This is a genomic window from Burkholderia sp. Tr-20390 (genome assembly GCF_017104595.1).
Taxonomy (GTDB): Bacteria; Pseudomonadota; Gammaproteobacteria; order Burkholderiales; family Burkholderiaceae; genus Burkholderia.
In genome coordinates, this window is the sequence record NZ_JAAGPC010000083.1 from 24,294 (window position 1) to 39,782 (window position 15,489).

Annotated in this window: 12 protein-coding genes; 8 read left to right on the top strand and 4 right to left on the bottom strand. The window is 68.4% G+C overall.

What is annotated here, in order from left to right:
• Window positions 1-72 precede the first annotated feature (72 nt).
• Window positions 73-771 carry a TetR/AcrR family transcriptional regulator gene (locus G3N98_RS21990; protein ID WP_175240529.1) on the bottom strand — a complete coding sequence of 233 codons (699 nt, stop codon included), beginning with the start codon at window positions 769-771 and terminating at the stop codon, window positions 73-75.
• 355 nt (window positions 772-1,126) lie between these two features.
• On the opposite strand from G3N98_RS21990, the gene G3N98_RS21995 reads away from it, so the two are divergent.
• The 8 genes from G3N98_RS21995 to G3N98_RS22030 all read left to right on the top strand — a co-directional run bounded on the left by G3N98_RS21995 (window position 1,127) and on the right by G3N98_RS22030 (window position 11,834).
• Window positions 1,127-2,407 carry a Zn-dependent hydrolase gene (locus tag G3N98_RS21995; RefSeq protein ID WP_089476572.1) on the top strand — a complete coding sequence of 427 codons (1,281 nt, stop codon included), beginning with the start codon at window positions 1,127-1,129 and terminating at the stop codon, window positions 2,405-2,407.
• Window positions 2,408-2,542: 135 nt separating this feature from the next.
• Window positions 2,543-3,880, top strand: coding sequence for an NAD(P)-dependent oxidoreductase (locus G3N98_RS22000; protein ID WP_206149218.1), 1,338 nt, complete (start codon window positions 2,543-2,545; stop codon window positions 3,878-3,880).
• Between the two features lie 64 nt (window positions 3,881-3,944).
• Window positions 3,945-5,261: an NAD-dependent dihydropyrimidine dehydrogenase subunit PreA gene (gene preA / locus G3N98_RS22005; RefSeq protein ID WP_206149219.1), complete on the top strand. Its 1,317-nt coding sequence runs from the start codon at window positions 3,945-3,947 to the stop codon at window positions 5,259-5,261.
• Between the two features lie 100 nt (window positions 5,262-5,361).
• Entirely contained in the window at window positions 5,362-6,870 is a 1,509-nt protein-coding gene (locus G3N98_RS22010; RefSeq protein ID WP_089430072.1) for an NCS1 family nucleobase:cation symporter-1, read from the top strand.
• 34 nt (window positions 6,871-6,904) lie between these two features.
• Window positions 6,905-8,362 carry a dihydropyrimidinase gene (gene hydA / locus G3N98_RS22015; RefSeq protein ID WP_206149220.1) on the top strand — a complete coding sequence of 486 codons (1,458 nt, stop codon included), beginning with the start codon at window positions 6,905-6,907 and terminating at the stop codon, window positions 8,360-8,362.
• Between the two features lie 338 nt (window positions 8,363-8,700).
• Window positions 8,701-9,975: a NupC/NupG family nucleoside CNT transporter gene (locus tag G3N98_RS22020; RefSeq protein WP_089430073.1), complete on the top strand. Its 1,275-nt coding sequence runs from the start codon at window positions 8,701-8,703 to the stop codon at window positions 9,973-9,975.
• Between the two features lie 38 nt (window positions 9,976-10,013).
• Window positions 10,014-11,330 carry a thymidine phosphorylase gene (gene deoA, locus G3N98_RS22025; protein ID WP_206149221.1) on the top strand — a complete coding sequence of 439 codons (1,317 nt, stop codon included), beginning with the start codon at window positions 10,014-10,016 and terminating at the stop codon, window positions 11,328-11,330.
• 114 nt (window positions 11,331-11,444) lie between these two features.
• The gene (locus G3N98_RS22030) at window positions 11,445-11,834 is read left to right on the top strand and encodes a cytidine deaminase (protein WP_206149222.1); all 390 of its coding nucleotides are present in this window, start codon (window positions 11,445-11,447) and stop codon (window positions 11,832-11,834) included.
• A gap of 34 nt (window positions 11,835-11,868) precedes the next feature.
• Here G3N98_RS22030 and G3N98_RS22035 read toward each other — a convergent pair whose 3' ends face one another.
• The 3 genes from G3N98_RS22035 to G3N98_RS22045 all read right to left on the bottom strand — a co-directional run.
• Window positions 11,869-12,984, bottom strand: coding sequence for an aromatic ring-hydroxylating dioxygenase subunit alpha (locus G3N98_RS22035; RefSeq protein WP_069250308.1), 1,116 nt, complete (start codon window positions 12,982-12,984; stop codon window positions 11,869-11,871).
• Between the two features lie 250 nt (window positions 12,985-13,234).
• Complete coding sequence (gene msrA / locus G3N98_RS22040) at window positions 13,235-13,930, bottom strand: peptide-methionine (S)-S-oxide reductase MsrA (protein WP_206149225.1); 696 nt, start codon at window positions 13,928-13,930, stop codon at window positions 13,235-13,237.
• A gap of 123 nt (window positions 13,931-14,053) precedes the next feature.
• The coding region (locus tag G3N98_RS22045; protein WP_206149223.1) for a redoxin domain-containing protein at window positions 14,054-15,489 on the bottom strand (1,436 nt) is incomplete at its 5' end.

Genomic DNA, 15,489 nt, shown 5'->3' on the forward strand with positions numbered 1-15,489 from the left:
CAACCGACCGGCGAGCTTTTCCGTGACGGCGCAGCGATGAGCCGCGCAGCGGCGCGGTGCGCGCTATAGCGCTCATTCCGATCGCTTCGCCTCCGGCGACACCGCCCCGCATGCGCGAATCACGAGCTGCACGACCTGCTCGGTCTTCTCGTCGTACGCCTTCTGCGTGAACGTGCGCTTGCCGCTCAGCGCGCGGATCTGCGCGTCGAAATCCGCGTAGTGCTGCGTGGTTGACCAGATCAGATACATCAGCGCATGCGCGTCGATCGGCGCGAGCAGCCCGCGCGCGATCCAGCCGTCGATGACCTTCACGCGCGTATCGAACCACGGCTTCACGCGTTCCGACAGGATGTCCTGCATGTGCTCCGCACCGTGGATGATCTCGTTGGCCCAGACCTTCGAGCCGAGCGGGCGCCGCCGCGACAGCGCCATCTTCGCGCGCACGTAGGCACCGATCGCTTCGACGGGATCATCGTCGGCCTCGAACGAACCGGCCGCGCGATGCCAGTCCTCGAACAGGTCGTCGAGCACGCGGCGGTACAGCGCAAGCTTCGTCGGGAAGTAGTAATGCAGGTTGGCTTTCGGCAGGCCGGCACGCTCCGCGATCATCGCGGTACTCGCGCCGTCGAGCCCGCGTTCCGCGAACACGGCCTCCGCGCAGGCGAGCAGATGCGCTTCGTTGGACTCGCGGATGTGCGCCTTGCGTCGCCGCAAAGGCGCGGGCGTTTCGTCGCTGTCGGTGGCTGCGGTTGCCGCCTGGTCATGTCTCATCGTTGCCCTCGCGCGGCGGGCATGCCGCGTTGGGCTTCATTCTAGCCGCTGATTCGCATCGAACGCACGCGTGCCGATCTCGCGCAGTCATCGCCATGCTGCGTTGCGATGGCACGTTTCTCGCTCCATTCATTCACGCAAGAAAGAGATTGATTTGGTCATTTTGATCGTCTAAAACCTGTCCAATCGGACAGGATTCGACGAGCGGCAGAAACCTTTCGGCCCGATTCGTCGGACGATCTTCGCGAACGACCGGGCATGCACCGCGCTTGGGCGGCGTTGCCCCGAAACAGGCATGACACGCACCGGCACAGACCGGGCTGACGACATCACCGACCCCACAGGAGCGATACGAATGAACGCGGTATCGGAAACAGTGAAGCGGGCAGCTTTCGACACGTCGATCAAGGTCGACGGCAAGCGGTTGTGGGACAGCCTGATGGAAGTCGCGAAGATCGGCGCGACGCCGAAGGGCGGCGTGTGCCGCCTCGCGCTGACCGATCTCGACAAGGCCGGCCGCGACCTGATCGTCGGCTGGGCGAAGGCCGCCGGCTGCACGGTGACGGTCGATACGATGGGCAACGTGTTCATGCGCCGCGCGGGCCGCGTGGCCGATGCGGCGCCGGTCGTCACGGGCTCGCATGCGGATTCGCAGCCGACGGGCGGCCGCTTCGACGGCATCTACGGTGTGCTCGGTGGCCTCGAGGTGATTCGCAGTCTCAACGATCACGGCATCGAGACCGAGCATCCGGTCGAGGTCGTGATCTGGACCAACGAGGAAGGCTCGCGCTTCGCGCCCGCGATGGTTGCGTCGGGCGTGTTCGCGGGCGTGTTTTCGCTCGAATACGGGCTGTCGCGCAAGGACGTGGATGGCAAGACGATCGGCGAGGAGCTGGCGCGGATCGGCTACGCGGGCGACGTGCCGTGCGGCGGACGCAAGCTGCACGCGGCGTTCGAACTGCATATCGAGCAGGGGCCGATTCTCGAAGCGGAATGCAAGACGATCGGCGTCGTGACCGACGCGCAGGGGCAGCGCTGGTACGAGGTCACGTTCACCGGCCAGGAAGCGCACGCGGGGCCCACGCCGATGCCGCGGCGCCGCGATGCGCTGCTCGGCGCGTCGCGCGTGGTCGATCTCGTCAACCGGATCGGCCTCGATCATGCGCCGTTCGGCTGCGCGACGGTCGGCATGATGCAGGTCTACCCGAACTCGCGCAACGTGATTCCGGGCCGCGTGTTCTTCACCGTCGATTTCCGTCATCCGGACGACGCGGTGCTCGCGAAGATGGATGCTGCGTTGCGCGACGGCGTGGCGCGCATCGCCGGCGAGATCGGGCTCGAAACCCAGCTCGAGCAGATCTTCTATTACAAGCCGGTCGCGTTCGACGCGGCCTGTGTGGAAGCGGTGCGCAGCGCGGCCGACCGCTTCGGCTTCTCGCATCGCGACATCGTGTCCGGTGCCGGCCACGACGCGTGCTACCTCGCGCAGGTCGCGCCGACGTCGATGGTGTTCGTGCCGTGTGTCGACGGCATCAGCCACAACGAGATCGAGGACGCGACGCCCGCCTGGATCGAGGCCGGCGCGAACGTGCTGCTGCACGCGATGCTGTCGCGCGCATGCGAGCCGGCTTCATGACGCCCGGGCCGTAGCAACCGGCAGGCTGCTCGACGCCTGACAGCCTGACCGTAGCATTCCTAACAACGATCGCCCCGACTGTGCATTCACAGCCGGCGGGGACGGCTTTGTCTCCACCTAGTCGAAGGAACGCGTATGACCACCCAGCCAACCGGCGATATCGCCGCGCATCGCCTGTCGTCCACGCAACTCTCGTGCGAATTCGCCGACATCGCGCCGCTGCTCGATCCGACTGCCGCGGCGGCCGCCGCCAGCCGCTGCCACTACTGCTACGACGCGCCGTGCGTGCAGGCCTGCCCGACGCAGATCGACATCCCGAGCTTCATCCGCAAGATCGGCAACGGCAACCTGAAGGGCGCCGCGACCGACATCCTGTCGGCGAATCCGCTCGGCGGGATGTGCGCTCGCGTGTGTCCGACCGAGATCCTGTGCGAAGGCGCGTGCGTGCGCAACCACCAGGATGCGCAGCCCGTCGCGATCGGCGCGCTGCAGCGGCATGCAACGGATTGGGCGATGGAGACCGGCGCGGTGCGCTTCACGCGCGCGCCGGACACGGGCCGCCAGGTCGCGGTGGTCGGCGCGGGGCCGGCCGGGCTCGCATGCGCGCACCGGCTCGCGCTCGCCGGGCACCGCGTCACGCTGTTCGACGCGCGCCCGAAGGGCGGCGGCCTCAACGAATACGGGATCGCCGCATACAAGACCGTCGACGATTTCGCGCAGCGTGAAGTCGAGTGGCTGCTGTCGGTGGGCGGCATCACGTTGCAAACCGGCGTCGCGCTGGGCCGCGACATCACGCTCGACGCGCTGCGCGAGCAGCACGACGCGGTGTTTCTCGCGATGGGGCTCGGCGGCGTGCGTGCGCTGTCGATCGACGGCGAGCAACTGAACGGCGTGATGAACGCGGTCGATTTCATCGTGCAGGTGCGGCAGGCCGATGCGCTGGAGAACGTGGCGGTCGGGCGGCGCGTGGTCGTGATCGGCGGCGGCAATACGGCCATCGATGCGGCGGTGCAGAGCCGCAAGCTCGGCGCCGAGCGCGTGACGATGGTGTACCGGCGCGGCGTGGAGGCGATGAGCGCGACGTGGGCGGAGCGCGAGTTCGCGCAGAAGAGCGGCGTCACGCTCGTCACGCATGCGAAGCCGGTGCGCATGGCGGGCGAGAACGGGCAGGTGACGGGCGTCGAGTTCGAGGCGGCATCGGGCGAGCGCTTCACCGTCGATGCGGACATGGTGCTGAAGGCGATCGGCCAGACGCTGGTGCCGGACGCCCTCGACGCCGCGCTGCTGACGGCGGACGGCACGCGCATCGCGGTGGACGCCGACGGGCGCACCGCATGGCCCGACGTGTGGGCCGGCGGCGACTGCGCGGCGACGGGCGGCGTCGACCTCACGGTGCAGGCCGTGCAGGACGGCAAGCGCGCGGCCGCGTCGATCGACGCCACGCTCGCGCAGCGCGACGCGAAGGCCGCGTGAGCGCGCCACGCGCGTCACGCACCACGAGCACAACCAACACGACCCCACTCTCACGGAGCCGACCATGGCCGACCTTCGCTGCACCATCGCGGGCATCACTTCGCCGAACCCCTTCTGGCTGGCGTCCGCGCCGCCGACCGACAAGGCCTACAACGTGAACCGCGCGTTCGAGGCGGGCTGGGGCGGCGTCGTCTGGAAGACGCTCGGGCTCGATCCGCACGTCGTCAACGTCAGTTCGCGCTATGGCGCGGTGCAGTGGAACGGCCAGCGCATCGCGGGGCTGAACAACATCGAGCTGATCACCGACCGTCCGCTCGACGTGAACCTGAGAGAGATCGCGCAGGTGAAGCGCGACTGGCCGGACCGCGCGCTGATCGTGTCGCTGATGGTGCCGTGCAACGAGCGCGACTGGAAATGGATCCTGCCGCTCGTCGAGGACACGGGCGCCGACGCGGTCGAGCTGAACTTCGGCTGTCCGCACGGGATGAGCGAGCGCGGGATGGGCGCGGCGGTCGGACAGGTCCCCGAATATGTGGAGATGGTCACGCGCTGGGTGAAGGAAGGCACGAAGCTGCCGTGCCTCGTGAAGCTCACGCCGAACATCAGCGACATCCGGATGGGCTCGCGTGCCGCGTACAAGGGCGGCGCGGACGGCGTGTCGCTGATCAACACGATCAACTCGATCGTCGCGGTCGATCTCGACCACATGGCGCCGATGCCGACGGTCGACGGCAAGGGCACGCACGGCGGCTATTGCGGCCCGGCGGTCAAGCCGATCGCGTTGAACATGGTCGCGGAGATCGCGCGCGACCCGGAAACGCCGAACCTGCCGATCTCGGGCATCGGCGGCATCTCGTCATGGCGCGACGCGGCGGAGTTCATGGTGCTCGGCGCCGGCAGCGTGCAGGTGTGCACCGCCGCGATGCATTACGGATTCCGGATCGTGTCGGACCTGGCCGACGGATTGTCGAACTGGATGGACGAGAAGGGCTACGCGACGCTCGACGACATTCGCGGCCGCGCGGTGCCGAACGTGACCGACTGGAAATACCTGAACCTGAAGTACGACATCAAGGCGCGCATCGACCAGGACCGCTGCATCCAGTGCGGGCTGTGCCATATCGCGTGCGAGGACACGTCGCACCAGGCGATCACCGCGACGAAGGACGGCGTGCGCCACTTCGAAGTGGTCGATTCGGAATGCGTCGGGTGCAATCTTTGCATGCATGTGTGTCCGGTCGAGCAATGCATCACGATGGAGCGTGTCGATTCGGGTGACTACGCGAACTGGACCACGCATCCGAACAATCCGGCAAGCGCGGAGGCGGGGGCGAGTGCAGGCGCGGCGGCACCCGAGAAGCACGCGAAGAAGGCTGCTTGACGGCGTCCGGCGAGGCAGGTCATCCTGCATCGTCGCCTTTCGTTCCACCCGGGCCGGCATCGGTTGATGCCGGCGCTGACGTTTTAGTGGAGTGCGTTCGATGAATCACGCAGCGAATCCCGCCGATCCCGACAGCGCCGCGGCGCAGGGCGGCAGCCTGTACAACGACGACCTCGCGCCGACGACGCCGGCGCAGCGCACGTGGAAGTGGTATCACTTCGCGGCGCTGTGGGTCGGGATGGTGATGAACATCGCGTCGTACATGCTGGCGGCCGGGTTGATCCAGGAGGGCATGTCGCCGTGGCAGGCGGTGATGACCGTGCTGCTCGGCAACCTGATCGTGCTCGTGCCGATGTTGCTGATCGGCCATGCGGGCGCGAAGCACGGGATTCCGTACGCGGTGCTCGTGCGCGCGTCGTTCGGCACGCAGGGCGCGAAGCTGCCGGCGCTGTTGCGGGCGATCGTCGCGTGCGGCTGGTACGGGATCCAGACCTGGCTCGGCGGCAGCGCGATCTATACGCTGCTGAACATCCTGACCGGCAACGCGCTGCACGGCGCGGCGCTGCCCGTCATCGGCATCGGGTTCGGGCAACTCGCGTGCTTCCTCGTGTTCTGGGCGCTGCAGCTCTACTTCATCTGGCACGGCACCGATTCGATCCGCTGGCTCGAGAGCTGGTCCGCGCCGATCAAGGTCGTGATGTGCGTGGCGCTCGTGTGGTGGGCGACGTCGAAGGCGGGCGGCTTCGGCACGATGCTGTCGGCGCCGTCGCAGTTCGCCGCGGGCGGCAAGAAGGCCGGGCTGTTCTGGGCGACCTTCTGGCCGGGGCTGACCGCGATGGTCGGCTTCTGGGCGACGCTCGCGCTGAACATCCCCGACTTCACGCGCTTCGCGCATTCGCAGCGCGACCAGATGATCGGGCAGTCGATCGGGCTGCCGTTGCCGATGGCGCTGCTGTCGGTGGTGTCGGTCGTCGTGACGTCGGCGACCGTCGTGATCTACGGCAACGCGATCTGGGATCCGATCGACCTGACGAGCCGGATGACGGGCATCGGCGTGGGCATCGCGCTCGTGATCCTCACGCTCGACACGATGTGCTGCAACCTCGCCGCGAATCTCGTCGGCCCGGCCTACGACTTCTCGAGCCTGTGGCCGAAGGCGATCTCGTATCGCACCGGCGGGATGATCACCGCGACGATCGCGATCGTGATGATGCCGTGGAAGATCCTCGCGACGACGGACGGCTACATCTTCACCTGGCTCGTCGGCTATTCGGCGCTGCTCGGGCCCGTGGCGGGGATCCTGATGGTCGACTACTTCCTGATTCGCGGCACGCGGCTCGACACGCGCGCGCTGTTCGACGAGCGCGGCGGCTTCAGCTACGCGCGCGGCTGGAACCCGGCCGCGCTGGCCGCGCTCGCGGTCGGCGTGCTGCCGAACCTGCCCGGCTTCCTGCATACGGCCTTTCCGGCGTCGTTTCCGAACGTGCCGGCATTCTTCAACACGCTTTATACGTACGCGTGGTTCGTCGGCCTCGTGCTGGCGTCATGCGTGTACGGCACCTGGATGAAGTGGCGTGCCGGACAGCACGCGCAGATCGCGCGCGCCTGATGCGGCACCCGACAGTCAACGAGGAGGCAACCCCATGGCAATCCTGATTCGTGGCGGCACCGTGGTCGATGCGGACCGCTCCTATCGCGCGGACGTACTCTGCGCAGCCCCGGAGGACGGCGGCACGATCCTGCAGATCGCCGAGCAGATCGACGCGCCGGCCGGCGCGACCGTCGTCGATGCGCACGGCCAGTACGTGATGCCGGGCGGCATCGATCCGCATACGCACATGGAGTTGCCGTTCATGGGCACGACCGCGAGCGACGATTTCTACTCGGGCACGGCCGCCGGGCTCGCGGGCGGCACGACGAGCATCATCGACTTCGTGATTCCGAGCCCGAAGCAGCCGCTGATGGACGCATTCCACGCGTGGCGCGGCTGGGCCGAGAAGGCCGCGGCCGACTACGGCTTCCACGTGGCCGTGACGTGGTGGGACGAGAGCGTGCACCGCGACATGGGCACGCTCGTGCGCGAACACGGCGTGTCGAGCTTCAAGCACTTCATGGCGTACAAGAACGCGATCATGGCCGACGACGAGGTGCTCGTGAACAGCTTCTCGCGTGCGCTCGAACTCGGCGCGTTGCCGACCGTGCACGCGGAGAACGGCGAGCTCGTGTTCCAGTTGCAGAAGGCGCTGCTCGCACGCGGGATGACGGGGCCGGAGGCGCATCCGCTGTCGCGGCCGCCGGAGGTCGAGGGCGAGGCCGCGAACCGCGCGATCCGCATCGCGCAGGTGCTCGGCGTGCCGGTGTATATCGTGCATGTGTCCGCGAAGGACGCGGTCGATGCGATCACCAAAGCGCGCAGCGAAGGGCTGCGCGTGTTCGGCGAGGTGCTGCCGGGTCACCTGGTGATCGACGAGGCCGTCTATCGCGATCCGGACTGGACGCGTGCGGCCGCGCACGTGATGAGCCCGCCGTTCCGCTCGGCCGAGCACCGCGAGGCGCTGTGGCGCGGGCTGCAGGCGGGGCAGCTGCATACGACGGCAACCGACCACTGCGTGTTCTGCGCATCGCAGAAGGCGATGGGTCGCGAGGATTTCACGAAGATCCCGAACGGCTGCGGCGGTGTCGAGGATCGAATGTCGGTGCTGTGGCATCACGGCGTGAACCATGGCCGCATCACGCCGAACGAGTTCGTGCGGATCACGTCGACGAACGCCGCGCAGATCTTCAACCTGTATCCGCGCAAGGGCGCCGTGCAGGTGGGCGCCGATGCCGATCTCGTCGTGTGGGACCCGGCCGCGACCAAGACGATCTCGGTGAAGACCCATCATCAGCAGGTCGACTTCAACGTGTTCGAGGGGATGACGGTGCAGGGCGTCGCAACCCACACGCTCACGCGCGGCGCACTCGCGTGGGCCGACGGCGATCTGCGCGCCGTGCGCGGCGCGGGCCGCTATCTGAAGCGCCCGCCGGCGGCCAGTTACTACGAGGCCGCGCGGATCGCGAACCGGTTGCGCGAACCGCATCCGGTCGAGCGCTCTGGTTGAACGGTCTGTATCGCGCGGGGCGTGCCGGTTGGAACGGCACGCCCCGCGCATGTTTGAATGTGCTTTCCCAGTCATGCCGGCACCGCGCCGGCTTCCTCTCCGCATCCCGTCGATTCTCTCAGTATTTGGGACGAATTGGGCGCGGTCTCGTCTTTCCGATCTCCAGGTACGTAGAACAACTGAGCAAGTAGAAGCAACACGCGACGTGGCGCAAATGCGACCATTTTGTTTGCGTTGTCGACGTGCATGCCCGCGAGTAATATCCACCGACGGCGTTGCGCAGGCGTGCCGGGCCGCCCGCCGAACAGTCCAATAACATTGAGAGCAAGGAGTACGAGGTGGATATTCTGCGCAGTCTCCTGGGTATGCTGTTCCTGCTGCTGGTTGCCTATCTGCTGTCGAACAACCGGCGCGCGGTGAGCGGCCGGACCCTGATCGCCGCGCTGTGCACGCAGCTGGCGATCGGTGCGCTGGTGCTGTTCGTGCCGGTGGGCCGTGCGGTGCTGGCGGGCGCCGCGAACGGCGTCAATCGCGTGCTCGACATGGGCAATCACGGCATCGCATTCGTATTCGGCGGGCTCGTCGACAGCCGGATGTTCCAGTTGTTCGGCGACGGCGGGTTCGTGTTCGGCCTGCGCGTGCTGCCGATGATCATCTTCGTGACCGCACTGATCGCGGTGCTGTACTACATCGGCGTGATGAAGTGGATCGTCGCGATCCTCGGCGCGGCGCTCGCGAAAGTGCTCGGCGTGAGCCGCATCGAGGCGTGCTCGGCGGTGGCGACGATCTTTCTCGGGCAAAGCGAAATGCCCGCGCTCGTGAAGCCGTTCGTGCGGAACATGACGAGCGCCGAGATCTTCACGGTGATGGCGAGCGGCATGGCGTCGGTCGCGGGCTCGGTGCTGGTCGGCTACGCGGGCCTCGGCGTGCGGATGGAATACCTGCTCGCCGCGTCGTTCATGGCGGTGCCGGGCGGGCTGCTGTTCGGCAAGCTGCTGTATCCGACGGTCGAGCCGAGCCGCGTCGTGGTCGACGGGCTCGACTTCGACGACAAGCGCGCCGCCAACGTGATCGAGGCGGCGGCGTCCGGCGCGTCGGTCGGGCTGCGAATCGCGATCAACGTCGGCGCGATGCTGATCGCGTTCGTGGGGCTCATCGCGCTGATGAACCTGATCGTCGGCGGCGTGGCCGCGTTCGCGGGCTTTCCGCAAATCACGCTGGTCGGTATCATCGGCCACCTGTTCGCGCCGCTCGCGTGGATCATCGGCGTGCCGTGGCACGACGCGGCGCTGGCCGGCAACTTCATCGGCGAGAAACTGATCTTCAACGAGTTCGTCGCGTATGGCGACCTGTCGCCGTACCTGAAGGGCGGCGAGCACGTCGCGGCCGCCGGCCTGCAGGTGCTCGACCCAAAGACGCTCGCGATCGTGTCGTTCGCGCTGTGCGGTTTCGCGAACTTCTCGTCGATCGCGATTCTCGCGGGCGGCTTCAGCGCGGTCGCGCCCGAGCGCCGCTCGGAAGTCGCGCGGCACGGCCTGCGCGCATTGACGGCCGCGACGCTGTCGAACCTGATGAGCGCCGCGATCGCCGGCCTGTTCTTTTCCCTGCATTGAGCCCGCAGCGGCCATCGACCGATCGAGGAGAGGCAACGATGTTTTTACCGCAGGAATTCATTCGCCGGAAGCGCGACGGGCAGCCGCTCGATCGCGACGGGATCGCCGCGTTCGTGCGCGGCGTGACCGACGGCAGCGTGACCGAGGGCCAGGTGGCCGCGTTCGCGATGGCCGTGTATTTCAACGACCTGAGCACCGACGAGCGCGTCGCGCTGACGCTCGCGCAGCGCGACTCGGGCGACGTGCTCGACTGGCGCGCGCTGGATCTCGACGGGCCGGTGATCGACAAGCATTCGACCGGCGGCGTCGGCGATGTCGTGTCGCTGATGCTCGGGCCGATGGTGGCCGCGTGCGGCGGCTACGTGCCGATGATCTCGGGGCGCGGGCTCGGCCACACCGGCGGCACGCTCGACAAGCTCAGCGCGATTCCTGGCTACAACGTGGCGCCCGACACGGACGCGTTTCGCCGCACGGTGCGCGACGTCGGCGTCGCGATCATCGGGCAGACCGCGCGGCTGGCGCCGGCCGACATGCGCATCTATGCGATTCGCGACGTGACGGCGACCGTCGAGTCGGTCGCGATGATCACCGCGTCGATCCTGTCGAAGAAGCTCGCGGCCGGGCTCGACGGGCTCGTGATGGACGTCAAGGTCGGCTCCGGCGCCTTCATGCCGACCGCCGAGAAGTCGGCGGAGCTGGCGCGCAGCATCGTCGACGTCGGCAACGGCGCCGGCATGAAGACGACCGCGATCCTCACCGACATGAACCAGTCGCTCGCGCCGTGCGCGGGCAATGCGCTCGAAGTGGTGTGCGCGATCGACTACCTGACGGGCAAGTCGCGTCCGGCGCGCCTGCATGAGGTCACGATGGCGCTTTCCGCTGAGTTGCTCGTCACCGGCGGGCTGGCACGCGACGTCGCAGAAGCGCGCGCGAAGTTGCAGCATGCGCTCGATACGGGTGCGGCAGCCGAACGCTTCGCGAGGATGGTCACGGCGCTCGGCGGCCCCGCGGATCTGATCGACGCACCTGCGCGTCATCTGGCGCGGGCGCAGGTGATCGTGCCGGTACCGTCGCGCACGAGCGGCGTGGTGCAGCGGGTCGATTGCCGCGCGCTCGGGCTGGCGGTCGTCGCGCTCGGCGGCGGCCGCACGCGCGCGGCGGATGCGATCGACTATAGCGTCGGCCTGACGACGCTCGCGGAGATCGGGCAGCGTGTCGAGGCCGGTGAGCCGCTCGGTCACGTGCATGCCCGCGACGCCGCAGCAGCCGCGCACGCGGTGGACGCGATCCAGCGCAGCTACGTGCTGGGCGAAACCGGTGATGCGCCGCCAACCATTTATCAGCAGATCGGCTGATCGATCGCCGGTACGGGCACAGGCGATCACTTCACTTCACGTCACGGGTGTATCGCGACGGTCGGGGCTTGGTCGCGCCGATACCTCCCCGCACACAATCGAGGGTATGACGAGATGGAACGAAACGAACTGATCGACGCGGCGAAGGCGGCGCGCGAACGCGCGTATGCGCCGTATTCGCGCTTCAAGGTCGGCGCGGCGCTGCAGGCGCGCGACGGGACGGTTTTTCACGGCTGCAATGTCGAGAACGCGTCCTACGGACTCTGCAATTGTGCGGAACGCACGGCGATGTTTTCGGCCATCGCCGCCGGTTATCGTCCGGGGGATTTCACGCGGCTCGCGGTGGTGGGCGACACGGACGGCCCGATCGCGCCGTGTGGCGCGTGCCGCCAGGTGATCATCGAGATCGGCACGCCCGACATCGAAGTGATTCTGGCCAACCTGAAAGGGGCCGTCGAGGTCACGACTGCCGATGCATTGCTGCCGGGCGCGTTCCGGTTGTAACGGCGCGCGCTTCTCGAGTCACGCGCCGCCCGCATCACGCGCCGTCGCGCGCGTCGCGGATCGGGATCACCGTGCGCGCGCCGCATTGGCGCAGCAGGTCACGCAGCTCGTTGATGACCGGAAACACCTCGTGGTTCCAGTCGGCGCCTTGGGCGTCGTGCGCTTCCTGCTCGCGCTCGACGATCCAGCGATCCTCGCGGAAGATGCGCTCGGTGAACCAGACGAGCAGCGGCCACGCGAGATCGAGCGCGAACGGGATGCCGGGCTTGTGGATCGACAGCAGTCCGAACGTGCGGTTGGTACGCTGCTCGGCGTCGAGCGGCACGTAGACGATCCACAGGTCCATCACGAGCGTGCCTTCGCTCGAGCGGATCTGCAGTGTCTGGTACGGGTATCCGGTGCGCACCGTCATCACGCTCTTGTCGGACTGGTCGGCCGGCTTCTTGCTGGCGCCGAACACGAGCGCTTCGCCCACCGGCTGCTTGCCTTCCATCCGCGCGAACGTGTAGTCGACCTCGACCCAGTCGTCGCCGCGGCGCCGGCCCACCGAGCGCGCGCGCATCTGCCCCATCTGCTTGCGATGCAGGAACTGATGGTTCATGTCCATCAGGTTCTCGTGCATGAACGAGTAGTGGCACTTGACCTCGCGGCCGAAGCGGCGCGTCTTGTATGCACGATTGTCCGCCGATTCGAGCGCGGGGAACGGCCGGGTGTCGGCGAGCGTCGCATCGCCCGGGAACACGAAGATCAGCCCGTGCGCTTCGCGGCACGGATACGCGCGCACGCCGTTGGGCAGGCGCTCGCGGCCGAGGTACGGCACGTCGACGCAGCGGCCGCTGTCGCACGCGTAGGTCCAGCCGTGATAGCAGCAGCGCAGCGTCTCGCCGCTCACGACGCCCGCGTGCAGCGGCACCTGGCGGTGCGCGCAACGATCCTCGAGCGCATACACGGCGCCGGATTCGGTGCGCACGAGCACGATCGGATCGCCGGCGAAGCGCACGCCGAGCGTCTTGCCGCGTTTCAGCTCGCGCGACCACGCGAGCGGGTACCAGTGATCGGGGTGAATCGGCACGCGGCGCAGGTCGCGCACGGCCGCGCCGGAAGAGGGTTCTACAAGGGTGCCGCTGTCAGGAATGGGCACTGCGCGCATGCGTGACGTCTCCTGGCTGAACTGGGATTCCGGGCGCCGCATGATGCGGCGGGGATCTGGAGAAGTCTACGCGAAGTTGCGTGCCGCGGCGGACGCGATGCGGGTTTGCCCCGGCACGGCGGCCGCGGTTTCGTTGATGCAGCCCAAACCGGGTCGAAGGCGGCGCGCTTTTGGGTGGCCGCACAGGCCCGGACGGTGCGGCAGGCACCACGCCGTCACCCCGTCACCCCGTCACGCGGCCGCTTGCCGGTCACGAGCGCGCATCGCGCCACAGTACCGCGTCGGTGCGGTACAGCGCCGGGAAGTGCTGCTTCAGCCCGGTGATCTTCGGCATGTCGTTGTACGCGATGTACGGCGCGTCGGGGTGCAGTTCGAGGTAGTTCTGGTGATAGGCCTCGGCCGGGTAGAACCCCTTGTAGTCCTCGACGCGCGTGACGACGGGCGCCGGAAACACGTGCGCGGTGCCAAGCTGCGCGATGTAGGCGGTCGCGACCGCGCGTTGCTGCGCGGTGGTCGGGAAGATCGCCGACCGGTACTGCGACCCTTCGTCGGGGCCCTGCCGGTTGAGCTCGGTCGGATCGTGCGCGACCGAGAAGAACACCTGCAGCAGCCGGCCGTACGTGACCTGCGTCGGGTCGTAGACGATGCGAACCGATTCCGCGTGCCCGGTCAGCCCCGAGCCGACGAGCGCGTAGTGCGCGGTTTCGGACGCGCCGCCCGCATAGCCGGCCGTGACCTGCTTCACGCCCTTCACGTGCTCGAACACGCCCTGTACGCCCCAGAAGCAGCCGCCGGCGAGCACGGCCGTCTCGTCGTGCGATGCGCCGGGTGTTTCGTCGAGCGTCGGGGCGGGCACGGTGCGCATCGGCTCGGCGGAATTGACGATGCGCTGGTAGCCGAACACGGCGGCGGCCGCGACGGCGATGGCGCCGATGCGGCGCAGCATCGCCGTGCGCCGTTGCGGCGCGGGACCGCGGGGAGAGGTGGTGTTCACGGTGTGCTCCTTCGAAAGGCGGTAGGGGAAGCGGGTGGCCCGGACGCGGCGCCGGTGCGCCGCGTCCTGCCGGGATCAGCCGAACGTGAACGCGTACGCATTCACGCCGGGATCGAGAAACTCGATCGAGAACGTACGGTCGGCGATCGCGCCGGGCTGCCGGACCAGCTGGTACAGGCGCTGCCCGGTCACGGTGCCGTAGCCTTGCGCATCGACGTCGCTGCCGTGCGCGGCACCGGGCGCCGCGCCGTCGAGCGTCACGCGAAAGCGCACCGGCTTGCCGTCCTCGCCGGGGCCGAGCACCAGGTGCAGGTCGCGTGCATGGAAGCGGTAGACGATGCGGCCGGCCGGCGCCGCGAGCGTCGCGCGTTCGGCGCCGACCTGCCACGTGCCGGCGAGGCCCCAGTCGTTCAGATCGGGCCGGGCCGGCTCGGCGTAGTGGTATGCCGCGTCGCGGACCACACCGCCCGGCGACATGAAGTCCTCGGCGCGTGCGTAGCCGACGTAGGTCTCGGGCGAGCGGACGTCCGCGCTGTCGGCCGCGGCGAGCGCCCCCTTCGCGGGCGCACCGGCGAGCCCGATCGGCACGTTCAGCGCTTCCGGATGGCCGGCCTCGGCGAGCAGCGACTGGATCGCGCGCTCCGATTCCGCGTATTCGCCTTCGCCGAAGTGGTGGCGGCGCACGCGCCCCTGCGCGTCGACGAAGTAGTGCGCGGGCCAGTATTCGTTGTTGAACGCGCGCCAGATCGTGAAGCGGTTGTCGATCGCGACCGGGAAGTCGATGCCGAGGTCGTGCACGGCCTTCTTCACGTTGCCGATGTCGCGCTCGAACGCGAACTCCGGCGCGTGCACGCCGATCACGACGAGCCCGTACGGCGCGTACTTGCGTGCCCAGGCGGTCGTGTACGGCAGCGTGCGCAGGCAGTTGATGCACGAATACGTCCAGAAATCGACCAGCACGACCTTGCCGCGCAGGCTGGCCGCCGTCAGCGGCGGCGAGTTCAGCCACTGCACCGCGCCGTTGAGCGACGGCAGCGTGCCTTCGACGGGCAGTGCGGCAGCCGCATGCGTCGTATCCACCGCGCGCATCATCGCGCCGCCGGCGATCGCCCCGCCGTTGGCCTGGGTGCGATCGGCCGCCGCGGCCATCATCGCGCCGCCGTTCGCGTTGTCGGCGGCGTTGCCGGTCGCGGCCATCGCCGCCGGTGCGCCCGGTGTGCCATTCGAACGCCCGCCGAGCCGGTCGACGAGCTTCGTCTCGAGGCCGCCCGTCGTGACGGTCGACAACTGCGCGAGCGCACCCGTATCGAGGCCGAGCGCGATCGCGCCGACGCCGGCCAGCAGCGCCACGCCGATCCCGCGCTTGATCCATTCGCCGGCGCCGAGCGAGCGTTTCATCGCGGCGAACACCTTGCCGCCGATCACGAGCGCGACGCCGAGCGACGTCGCCGCGCCGGCCGCATACGCGACCAGCAGCAGCGTCGTGCCGACGCTGGCGCCGCGCAGCGCGG

What these genes read in the sequence shown, in the direction of transcription:
- G3N98_RS21990 (WP_175240529.1), bottom strand. Translation starts at nt 771, where the DNA reads ATGAGACATGACCAGGCGGCAACCGCAGCCACCGACAGCGACGAAACG.
- G3N98_RS21995 (WP_089476572.1), top strand. Translation starts at nt 1,127, where the DNA reads ATGAACGCGGTATCGGAAACAGTGAAGCGGGCAGCTTTCGACACGTCG.
- G3N98_RS22000 (WP_206149218.1), top strand. Translation starts at nt 2,543, where the DNA reads ATGACCACCCAGCCAACCGGCGATATCGCCGCGCATCGCCTGTCGTCC.
- preA (WP_206149219.1), top strand. Translation starts at nt 3,945, where the DNA reads ATGGCCGACCTTCGCTGCACCATCGCGGGCATCACTTCGCCGAACCCC.
- G3N98_RS22010 (WP_089430072.1), top strand. Translation starts at nt 5,362, where the DNA reads ATGAATCACGCAGCGAATCCCGCCGATCCCGACAGCGCCGCGGCGCAG.
- hydA (WP_206149220.1), top strand. Translation starts at nt 6,905, where the DNA reads ATGGCAATCCTGATTCGTGGCGGCACCGTGGTCGATGCGGACCGCTCC.
- deoA (WP_206149221.1), top strand. Translation starts at nt 10,014, where the DNA reads ATGTTTTTACCGCAGGAATTCATTCGCCGGAAGCGCGACGGGCAGCCG.
- G3N98_RS22030 (WP_206149222.1), top strand. Translation starts at nt 11,445, where the DNA reads ATGGAACGAAACGAACTGATCGACGCGGCGAAGGCGGCGCGCGAACGC.
- G3N98_RS22035 (WP_069250308.1), bottom strand. Translation starts at nt 12,984, where the DNA reads ATGCGCGCAGTGCCCATTCCTGACAGCGGCACCCTTGTAGAACCCTCT.
- msrA (WP_206149225.1), bottom strand. Translation starts at nt 13,930, where the DNA reads ATGCTGCGCCGCATCGGCGCCATCGCCGTCGCGGCCGCCGCCGTGTTC.